The organism is Bradyrhizobium sp. UFLA05-108, assembly GCF_059803455.1.
Map to the genome: position 1 here is coordinate 1 of NZ_JBANAZ010000131.1, position 10,124 is coordinate 10,124.

The following is a 10,124-nucleotide window of genomic DNA, read 5'->3' on the forward strand; positions in this document are numbered from 1 at the left end:
GGCGTTCGAGGGGTGTCCACACCCTCACCGCCGCTTACCCCAGTCGCCGCTTACCCCATAGCATCTGGATCGTCCGCTCGAGTGCGCAATTGCGCACAAGGCGGACGATGACATCGAATGCGCGGCTACGCACTCCTCGCCAGCGCGCCGTCGATCATGTTGACGGCGTTCTGGATGCCGTAGACTGCGACAAAGGAGCCGAAGCGCGGGCCTTTCTCCTGGCCGAGGAGGACCTGGTAGAGCATGTTGAACCAGTCCAGCGTGACGCCGGGACGGCCATCCTTGCCCTTCTTGACCTGATCGAGGAACGGCTCGCGGCGGCCGATCTCGTAGACGACGTTCTGGATGTCCTCGGCCGACGCCTCCTGCGGCAACTGCGAGAGCGCATCGCGCAGGTCCTGCAATGCGGCGCGCTCGCTATCGGTCGGCTCGCGGAACTGCTTCGTCGGCGCGACGAAGTCGCGATAGTAGTTGATGGCGTAGCCGACCATCGCGTCCAGCTTCGGATGCGTCTGCGGGCTCACGCCGGGGCGGTAGCGGCGGATGAAGCCCCACAGCGTCTCGGCGTTCTCCGCGTTCGACGACGACACCAGCGTCAAGAGGAGCTGGAAGGTGACGGGCATATCGGCCTTCGGCGGATGGCCGTCATGAATATGCCAGACGGGATTGCCGAGCTGTTGCTTGGCATCCTGCCGCGGAAAGCCGTCGAGGAACTGCTGATAGTCGTCGACATTGCGCGGGATGACGTCGAAATAGAGCCGCTTCGCCGCCTTCGGCTCGCGATACATGAACAGCGACAGCGATTCCGGCGGCGCATAGCGCAGCCATTCGTCGATGGTCAGGCCGTTGCCCTTCGACTTCGATATCTTCTGGCCCTTCTCGTCGAGGAACAGCTCGAAATTGAAGCCTTCGGGCGGCGTGGCGCCGAGCGTCCTTGCAATGGCGCCCGAGAGCTTGACCGAGTCGATCAGGTCCTTGCCGGCCATCTCGTAGTCGACGCCGAGCGCGACCCAGCGCATCGCCCAATCCGCCTTCCACTGGCACTTCACATGACCGCCAGTGACAGGCGTCTCGACCTCCTCACCGGTGTCGGGATCGACATACGTGACGGTGCCGGCAGCGACGTCGCGGCGGATCATCGGCACCTGCAAGACGACGCCGGTGGTCTTGCTGATGGGCAAGAACGGCGAATAGGTCGCGCGGCGATCCGGCCCGAGCGTCGGCAGGATGATCGCCATGACCTTGTCGTAGGCGGCAAGCATCTTCAGCAGCGTCGCGTCAAAACGGCCCGAATTGTAGTAGTCGGTCGCGCTGGCAAACTCGTAGTCGAAGCCAAAGCTGTCGAGGAAGGCGCGCAGGCGGGCATTGTTGTGGTGCCCGAACGACGGATAGTCGTTGGAGAACGGATCCGGCACCCGCGTCAGCGGCTTGCCGAGATGCGCGGCCAGCATCTCCTTGTTGGGCACGTTGTCGGGGACCTTGCGAAACCCGTCCATGTCGTCGGAGAACGCGATCAGCCGCGTCTTGATCTTGTCCTCGGTGAGCACGCGGAAGGCATGGCGCACCATCGAGGTGCGCGCGACCTCGCCGAAGGTGCCGATATGCGGCAGGCCGGACGGGCCGTAGCCGGTCTCGAACAGCACCTCGTCCTTCGGGCTCTTCTTCAGCCGCGCGACGAGCGCCTTCGCCTGCTCGAACGGCCAGGCGTTGGATTGTTCGGCGAGCGCACGCAGATCGCTCGGGCTGGCGGCAGGGTCAATAACGGACATTCAAGGGGCCTCCGGGCCGCGGAAAATAGCGATTTCCGGGCAGAATGCAATTTTGTGGGCGATGTCAGACCCTCACCCTGAGGAGCGCGCTCTTCGCGCGCGTCGCGAAGGGCGAGGCCGAGAGAGAGCCGGGCCTTCATCCTTCGAGACGCTTGCTTCGCAAGCTCCTCAGGATGAGGAGCTGATGACGGGGCGACGGCTAAAACGGGCTCACCGAAAAATACCGCAGCCACAGATCGGTGTAGCGGCCTTTTTCCCAGACGCGGAACAGCGCCCAGTTCAGCGCCTGGCGCAACAGGTCGTTGCCCTTGCGCACGGCGATGCCGACACCCTCGCCGAAGAAGCGGCTCTCAATGAAGGGGCCGCCGGAGAACGCGCAGCAATCGCCGGAATCCGTGCCGTTGATCCAGAACGCCAGCGAGATGGCATCGCCGAAGATGAAGTCGACCTCGCCCCGGCGAAGCGCGGTGCGCAAGGCCTCGTCGTTGGGATAGCCGTGCAGCTCGGCGTCGGTGAACATCGCCTTGAGATACGCTTCATGCGCGGAGCCCGCTATGACGCCGACCTTCTTGCCCTCGAGATATTCGGGACGGATTTCCGGCATCACCGCGTCCTTGCGCGAGGCGAAGCGTGCAGGCACGCGATAATAGGGATCGGTGAAATCGGCGCGCGCGCGGAGCTGCGGGCTCACCGCCATGGACGCGATGATGGCATCGCCGCGGTTCGAGGAGAGCGCGTCGATCAGCGTCTCGAAACGGCGCATCTGCACGGTGCAGGTGACCTTGATCTCCTCGCACAGCGCGCGCGCAAGATCGACGTTGAAGCCGGCCGGATTGCCGTCTGCGCCGGTGTAGTTGAACGGCGGATAGTCGGTTTCGGTCAGGAAGCGGATCACGGTCAGGCGCGACAGGTCCGGCCGTTCGGGCCGCCGGCGGGGATCCCAGAAGCCGGGCACGGCCTGGGGAGCGGCTTGAGGCGCTCCAGGCGCCGGCTTGGCCGGCGCCTGCGCAAGGGCGCCGGGCGCCGCCGACAACAGGCAGGCACCGACCGCCGCCAGCCCGATCAGGAGGCGGCGGACAGTTTTGAGCGATTTCGCCTGTTGCGATGGGGCCATCGGTTTGAGATTAGCGGGATTTTGTTGGGATCGGAGGGCCTTATAGACCATCCCGCCGGGAACGCGAGTGGGGATTACGGCCGGTTCGGCGATCTCAGAGGTACCGCTTCAGCTCGGCCGCGGCCTCCTCAGGCGGGCGCTTCATGTTGAACGGAGCGACGAACCTCCCGTCGCGGTCCATCAGGTAGATCAGCGCGGTGTGGTCCATGGTGTAGTCGCCGTCCTTCGTCGGGACCTTCTTGGCGTAGACGCGATAGGACGTCAGCACCTTGGTGGTCTCGGCCGGATCGCCGCTGAGGCCTTCCAGATGCGGATCGAAGCTCGAGAGATAGTCCTTCATCGTCGACGGCGTGTCTCGCTCGGGATCGACCGAGATGAAATAGGCGTTCACCTTGTCGGCGTCCTTGCCCATTGCCCGCAGCACTTCCGAGATCTCGAACAGCGAGGTCGGGCAGACGTCCGGGCAATGGGTGTAGCCGAAGAAGATCAGGGTCGGCTTGCCCTTCAGGCTCTTGTCGGTGACGGTCTTGCCGTTCTGGTCGGTGAGCGCGAACGGCCCGCCGATCGCGGCCGGCTGAGCCACCTTGCTGACCCCGCCCATGGCCCAGAACATCACGAGCAGCCCGATGACGAGGCTTGCGGCGAAGGCGGTCGCGATCACCAGCGGGCGGGCAGTCCGGCTCATCGTGGAGAGAATCCCGTTGTACGGATCAGAAGCAGGCCGACAGGCCGGCCCTGATCACCTCAAAAAACACCTGGCTGCCGTAGTGGAACCACAGCGCCAGCGTGGCCAGCAGCGTAAGTCCGCCGAGCCCCGCGCCCGCAAATAGCAGCACGGATGGCGTCCCGCCGGCAGTGGGCGAATTGTCCGATACCGGATGCGCTGATTGCAGTGGTTGAGCCATGACAATGATCGCGGCGATACGCGCCGGTTCCCTGCCCCTCAGATAGGCGCTGGCCCGCGCCCGGGCAAGCGCCGCGCGTGGGCCAGAATAGCTCCCGGATCAGCTCGTCCTGATGGTTTGTTAGTGAAGCAGCTGCCCGCGGGCGGATTCCAGTTCTCCCGCTTGCGGGAGAGCCCGGCGCGACGGGCGGCTGGTCGCGGCCTGCGCGTCCATGTAGCAGGGCTTGTACATCGACTCGAGCTGCTTGCCCCTGAGGAAGATCATGTGCGGGGTGAGGCCGCCACGTTGCGAGATCCAGCGCCGCACCTGCGACGGATACATCGCATAGAGCATCTGGGTCGCTTCGGGATTGGTGATGGCGCGGCCGTTGACGCCGAAATCCCAAGCGGCGTGGAAGCCGAGCGTCGCATGCGAGGTCACGCAGATGCGGTCGCGCGGGATGGCCCCGAGGACGATGGTACAGGCCGAGGCGCAGAGCCCGTCGATGATGACGGTCTCGCCGGACTGGCGCAGGTCCTGGTATCTGTCGACATAGGTTCCGATGCGGCCGCCACGGTCGTCGGCGATCCGAACCACCGCGTGAGAGGCCCCCATGCCCGCGAACAGGAGAACCGCTGCGAGCAACCCCGTCAGAAACTTCATGTCCCCCGCCCCAGTCCCATTCGAATCTGTGTGTCAGGTGGTGATGCGCCGCTAACGTCCGTCCTAACCGTGGTTTTGTCTAGGCGCGTGGGCTCGCTCAAAACAAATTCAAATCCGGTGTTGCGCCCGCGCTGCACTTCGCCGATCCCCCCGCCGTCCCAACACCAAAGTGGAACAAGTTAACGGATTCTTGTGTCGCTCCTCTTGATCTCAGCGACGGCGGCTGACTTCAATCCGGATGATTACAGGGGGGAACTCAATGGCTGAGCAGGCGGACGTCATTGTCGTCGGCGCGGGGTTGTCGGGGCTGGTGGCTGCAACCGAAATTGCCGATGCCGGCAAGCGCGTGATGGTCGTCGATCAAGAGGGCGAGCAATCGATCGGTGGCCAGGCGTTCTGGTCGTTCGGCGGTTTGTTCCTGGTCAACTCGCCGGAGCAGCGCCGGCTCGGCATCAAGGATTCCGCCGAGCTCGCGCTGCAGGACTGGCTCGGCACCGCGGGCTTCGACCGCGACGAGGACCACTGGCCACGGAGATGGGCGGAAGCCTATGTGGCATTCGCGGCCGGCGAGAAGCGATCATGGCTGCGCGCGATGGGCCATCGCATCTTTCCGGTGGTCGGCTGGGCCGAGCGCGGCGGCTATGACGCGATGGGGCACGGCAATTCGGTGCCGCGCTTTCACGTGACCTGGGGCACGGGACCCGGCATCGTCGAGCCGTTCGAGCGCCGCGCGCGCGAGGCGGCGAGAAGCGGCCGGCTGGCCTTCAAGTTCCGCCATCGCGTCGATGCATTGAACATCACGAATGGCACGGTCGACGGCGTGAGCGGCAAAATCCTCGCGCCGGACAGTGTCGAGCGCGGCAAGAGCTCCTCGCGCGACGTGGTCGGCGACTTCGCGCTGAAGGCACAGGCGGTGATCGTCGCCTCCGGCGGCATCGGCGGCAATCACGATCTGGTGCGGCAGAACTGGCCGAAGCGGCTCGGCGAGCCGCCAACATTCATGATCTCCGGCGTGCCCGAACATGTCGACGGCCGCATGATCGGCATCACGGAAGGCATCGGGGCGCGGCTGATCAACCGCGACCGCATGTGGCATTATGTCGAGGGCATCCAGAACTGGAATCCAATCTGGCCACATCACGGCATCCGCATCCTGCCCGGCCCCTCCTCGATGTGGTTCGACGCCACGGGCACACGGCTGCCGGCGCCGCTGTTTCCAGGCTCGGACACGCTCGGCCAGCTCGAATACATCACGTCGACCGGCTATGATTATTCCTGGTTCATCCTGACGCAGAGCATCATCAAGAAGGAATTTGCGCTCTCAGGCTCCGAGCAGAATCCCGATCTCACGGGAAAAAGCTGGCGCATGACGTTGCGCCGCGCCACCAACAAGGGCGCGCCGGCACCGGTGGAAGCGTTCAAGAGCCATGGTGTCGACTTCATTGTGCGTGACAAGCTCGAGGAGCTCGTGCCGGCCATGAACAAGCTCGCCGGCAGCGATCTTCTCAGGCTCGACCATGTCAGGATGCAGATCGAGGCGCGCGACCGTGAGATCGCCAATCCCTTCGTCAAGGACGCGCAGGTGATGAACATCCACAATGCGCGCCGCTATATCGGCGACAAGCTGATCCGCACCGCCTCGCCCCATCGCATCCTCGATCCCGAGCATGGACCGCTGATCGCGGTCAAGCTCAACATCCTGACGCGCAAGACGCTCGGCGGGTTCGAGACCGATCTGGACTCGCGCGTGTTCGGACAAGAGGGCCAGGTCATTCCCGGGCTCTACGCCGTAGGCGAAGCCGCCGGCTTCGGCGGCGGCGGCGTGCACGGCTACCGCTCACTGGAAGGCACGTTCCTCGGCGGCTGCCTGTTCTCGGGCCGCAACGCCGGGCGCGCCGCGGCGAAGGCGGTGGGCTAGCTCAATGTTGTGGCGGATGGGCATCGGAGTTCTTGCTGCGGTGCTGCAGTTCGCCGCACCCGCACGGGCCGACACGATCGACATCAATGGCGTGACGCGCACGTTCATCATGATGCCGGCGCCGACCAAGCCTGCCCCCCTCGTCATCGTGCTGCACGGCAAGACCCAGCGCGGCGCCGACATGGTGACACGGACATCCTGGCCGCTGATGGCCAAGCGCAACTCCTTTACCGTGGTGTTTCCCGATGGGCTCAACAACGCCTGGGCCGATGCGCGACCCGACGCCCGACGCGCCGGTCGCGGGCCGCCCAAAGGTACCGACGATATCGCTTTCATCGCAGCCCTGGTCGACAAGCTCGTGAAAGACGGCACGGCGGACGCGCGCCGCGTCTACATCACCGGCATCTCCAATGGCGGTGCGATGACCATGACGCTGGCCTGCAACCGCGCCGATCTGTTCTCGGCCGCCGCTAGCGTGATCATGAACCTCACCGATGAATCGGCCGCCACCTGCCATCCATCACGTCCGCTGCCGATGCTGCTCATGAACGGCACGGTCGATCCGCTGATCCCCTATGACGGCGGCCGCGGCGCGAGTTATTTTGCGGCCGACGGCTTCTGGTCGACCACGAAGACGCTGGCATTCTGGCGTAGCATCAATGGCTGCGAAGCTGATGATGCCGCGGCAACCGATCTGCCCGACAGGAATCCTCACGACGAGTCCACCGTGACGCAGATCGGCTCGTACTGCCCGAAAGGGCGTGACGTCGTGCTCTACCGCGTCAATGGCGGCGGTCATCGCATGCCCGGGCATTTCCCCGATGCACGTTTCCCAAAAGTCGCGAACGGCCTGCTCGGCCCGCAGAACGGCGACATCGACGGCGCCGACACGATCTGGGCGTTCTTCAGCCGCTTTCCTTGAGGCCGCGCATGCGTCACCGGCAACGCATGCGTGCCCAGCAACGCATGCGTGCCCGGCAACGCATGCGTGCCTGGCAACGCATGCGTGCCTGGGGTGGCAGAGCACAGGGGGCTGCGCTAGACAGGGCCGCCATTCCAACAGGAGATTCACATGAGCATTCAACGTTTCGAAACCGGCCCGCGCATGAGCCAGGCCGTCGTGCACGGCAACACCGTCTATCTCGCCGGTGTCGTCGCCAGCAGGGCCGGCGGTGAAAGCGTGACGAAGCAGACCCAGGACATCCTGGCGACCATCGACAGCCATCTCGCCAAGGCCGGCACCGACAAATCGAAACTGCTGTCGGCAACGATCTACATCACCGACATGAAGACGTTCCAGGAGATGAACGCGGTGTGGGACGCCTGGGTGTCGCCGGGCAACACGCCGGCGCGCGCCACCGTGGAAGCCAAGCTCGCCGCCCCGCAATACACCGTCGAGATCATGGTGACCGCGGCCAAGTAGCACGCTGGAAGATGACTGTGCGGGCCAGAAGCGCGATGAAAGCATCATCGCGCTTCAGTTCTTCGCAGGCGCATGACCTCCGAGGTAATCGATTGGCGCGCGCAAACCTTCGATAGTCAGGGACAGCCGAACCATCCGGCGCTTTTCGAAGGAGACCATCATGACCGACCACACCACCCTCGCCCACCGCTATATCGATCTCTGGAACGAGCGCGCGCCGGGCAAACGGCGCGAACTGCTCAGCGAGAACTGGACGGCGGATGCGAGCTATGTCGATCCCTTGATGCGCGGCGACGGCCATGACGGCGTCGACGAGCTGATCGCCGGTGTGCAGCAGCGCTTTCCCGAGTTCAGGTTCAGGCTGATCGGCGAGCCCAATGGTTATGGCGAGCACCTGCGCTTTTCATGGGGTCTCGGCCCAGACGGCGTCGACAGCCCGATCAAGGGTACCGATTTTGCCGTGCTGAAAGACGGCCGCATCAAGAGCGTCACGGGATTCTTGGATCAGGTGCCGGCGGGCGCGTGAGCTGGCTTACCACCCTCCCTGCAGCGCAGGGCTATCGCATATGAGCATCAACGAGGTCGTCATGCCCGGGCTTGTCGCGGGCATCCACGTTCTCTGTGCTGCAGGGTAAGGCCTGAATGGCCGGGACAAGCCCGGCCATGACGATGTGGAAACTTCGGTGCCGCTGGCGCCCAGGTTCTGTCCGTATTCGAGGGCCGTTCTAGTTCGAAGGAACTAGTGTCCTTGTTCGATTTGTGTTCACTAGTGAACAGAACAAAATGCCCCGCGCCTGCATCTTGGTGCCGATTATGCTGAACCATGCGGATTAGGACCCGCAAGCACGAGGGGTGCGAGCCATGCAACGTCGACGTATCAAGCCAATCCAATCCCTTGAAGACCGCCTTGCCGAGGAGGCGAAGCGCCTACACGAGAAAGCCAAGTTGCTCCCACCAGGAGCGGTCCGCGAGGCCCTCTTGCGGAAGGCTCGCCAAGCCGAGACCGGCTCGCACATAAGCGAATGGCTGCGATCTCCCGAGCTACAACCGCCGAAAGAATGAGAACCTATCGACTAGCAATAGCCACGCTGGCCGCTTCCTCGCTGGCTGGATGGTCTGCGTGCTTGTCGTCGCGTAGGTCGTCTCATTCGGCACGAGGTCATCGTTCTCCCGACCACCACGTTGACTGCGGATCGCTCGCGAAAATCTTGGTCGAGCGCAGCGCGACCAGATGGCGGATAGAATTGCCGCCGTTTTGGAAAATCGCGAACCGAATGGAGTTTCCGAGGCTTCGGATAAAATGTAGCGTCGAACTAAATCCGGCGTATCCAATCCTGCCGCCACTCGCGATTTGCTTTGACCAAGCGACGGACTTCAGCAACGGCGGCGTTCGCACGTGCAACAAGCTGCTCTAGCGGTTCCAGTGCATCTGACATGCCCATAAACCAGCGGGGGGGGGGCGGTTCCCAGCGCGCCGCTTAAATTAGCCCCGCATCTATGTCCTTGATGGTCCTTATGATCTCATTCCTATGCTCCTGCATCTCCTTCAGGGTACGCCGGTATGTTTCAAGCAATTGCTCTGCTACAGCGGTGGGGTGCCCGCCTGCGCGCAGCCGTTCGATATCCATGATCTGATGACTGATTGTTCGTTCGGCGTCGCTGAGATGACGTTCAGCCTCGGCGAGCCGCTGAACTTCCGCGTTCCTGTCCATGCCACTCTCCCAATCCCATTGGAAAGTGGAGCGAGCCTTCGGAAGTTCCGGCGGCGTTGGCGTGCTTCCAGCCAGCAACTTCTCCAGAACGAGCGTATTGTCTCCGCATCACCGGCCAAGGCTTTGTCCGTAGGCGTCGGTGGCTGAGAGACCGATCGATCGCGCTCCAGCCTGCATGAGGAAGGGAGCGGCCAATGGTCCTTAATCCAGGTCGTATCTTTCGCCTTCCAAACTACTTGCAAGATCTTGATGCCCAGCATCTCGAAGCGACGCGCAAGGCGCTTGCCGAACACCGTAAGCTTCTTAAAGACACACCGCCACCTGACAGCTTCGCAGGACGGAAGACCTACGAACCGTTCCCCCTCCCGCGAGGACGACGAGTAACCAGAACTTCGGCGACCCGGTAACTTGAGCCTTGTCTGCAAGAGGCAGGCAGCGCTTGCGGGTTCCGAAGCGGTGCGAGCTACTCTGCTCGTCATGGCGGCCGAATATCGAAAAGCTAGCTAAGCGCCCGAGCACGGGCCGTTCGACTACCGGCCTCTTTCATTTCGCGAATGTCGCCTGTTGGCCGATTCCGTTGAAAAAGGCCGCGGTTGCGACTCAGAGATACCAGTGATTCAGTCTGTCTAGTTGGCAGGACT

11 protein-coding genes are annotated in these 10,124 nt (G+C 63.5%); 5 read left to right on the plus strand and 6 right to left on the minus strand.

The window, feature by feature from the left end; all coding sequences use genetic code 11:
• Positions 1–125: 125 nt before the first annotated feature.
• The 5 genes from SO140_RS44745 to SO140_RS44765 form a co-directional block, all read right to left on the minus strand.
• Entirely contained in the window at positions 126–1,769 is a 1,644-nt protein-coding gene (locus SO140_RS44745; RefSeq protein ID WP_449384478.1) for a lysine--tRNA ligase, read from the minus strand.
• A gap of 199 nt (positions 1,770–1,968) precedes the next feature.
• Complete coding sequence (locus SO140_RS44750; RefSeq protein WP_449384479.1) at positions 1,969–2,883, minus strand: ABC transporter substrate-binding protein; 915 nt, start codon at positions 2,881–2,883, stop codon at positions 1,969–1,971.
• Between the two features lie 94 nt (positions 2,884–2,977).
• Positions 2,978–3,568 (minus strand): SCO family protein, encoded by a 591-nt coding sequence (locus tag SO140_RS44755; RefSeq protein WP_474804574.1) that lies wholly within the window; start codon positions 3,566–3,568, stop codon positions 2,978–2,980.
• Positions 3,569–3,593: 25 nt separating this feature from the next.
• On the minus strand, positions 3,594–3,788 hold the full coding sequence (locus tag SO140_RS44760; protein WP_449384481.1) for a hypothetical protein: 195 nt from the start codon (positions 3,786–3,788) through the stop codon (positions 3,594–3,596).
• A 120-nt stretch (positions 3,789–3,908) separates the two neighbouring features.
• Positions 3,909–4,430, minus strand: coding sequence for a hypothetical protein (locus tag SO140_RS44765; protein WP_449384482.1), 522 nt, complete (start codon positions 4,428–4,430; stop codon positions 3,909–3,911).
• A gap of 259 nt (positions 4,431–4,689) precedes the next feature.
• On the opposite strand from SO140_RS44765, the gene SO140_RS44770 reads away from it, so the two are divergent.
• From SO140_RS44770 to SO140_RS44790, 5 genes are all read left to right on the plus strand, one after another.
• Positions 4,690–6,348, plus strand: a complete 1,659-nt coding sequence (locus SO140_RS44770) for an FAD-binding dehydrogenase (protein ID WP_449384483.1) — start codon at positions 4,690–4,692, stop codon at positions 6,346–6,348.
• A gap of 4 nt (positions 6,349–6,352) precedes the next feature.
• A complete protein-coding gene (locus tag SO140_RS44775) occupies positions 6,353–7,270 on the plus strand; it encodes a CE1 family esterase (protein ID WP_449384484.1) in 918 nt (305 codons plus the stop codon).
• Between the two features lie 150 nt (positions 7,271–7,420).
• The gene (locus SO140_RS44780; protein WP_449384485.1) at positions 7,421–7,771 is read left to right on the plus strand and encodes a RidA family protein; all 351 of its coding nucleotides are present in this window, start codon (positions 7,421–7,423) and stop codon (positions 7,769–7,771) included.
• 160 nt (positions 7,772–7,931) lie between these two features.
• The gene (locus SO140_RS44785; protein WP_449384486.1) at positions 7,932–8,297 is read left to right on the plus strand and encodes a nuclear transport factor 2 family protein; all 366 of its coding nucleotides are present in this window, start codon (positions 7,932–7,934) and stop codon (positions 8,295–8,297) included.
• Between the two features lie 335 nt (positions 8,298–8,632).
• On the plus strand, positions 8,633–8,833 hold the full coding sequence (locus SO140_RS44790) for a hypothetical protein (RefSeq protein WP_449384487.1): 201 nt from the start codon (positions 8,633–8,635) through the stop codon (positions 8,831–8,833).
• Between the two features lie 416 nt (positions 8,834–9,249).
• Here SO140_RS44790 and SO140_RS44795 read toward each other — a convergent pair whose 3' ends face one another.
• Positions 9,250–9,483: a hypothetical protein gene (locus SO140_RS44795; protein WP_449384488.1), complete on the minus strand. Its 234-nt coding sequence runs from the start codon at positions 9,481–9,483 to the stop codon at positions 9,250–9,252.
• Between the last annotated feature and the right edge of the window lie 641 nt (positions 9,484–10,124).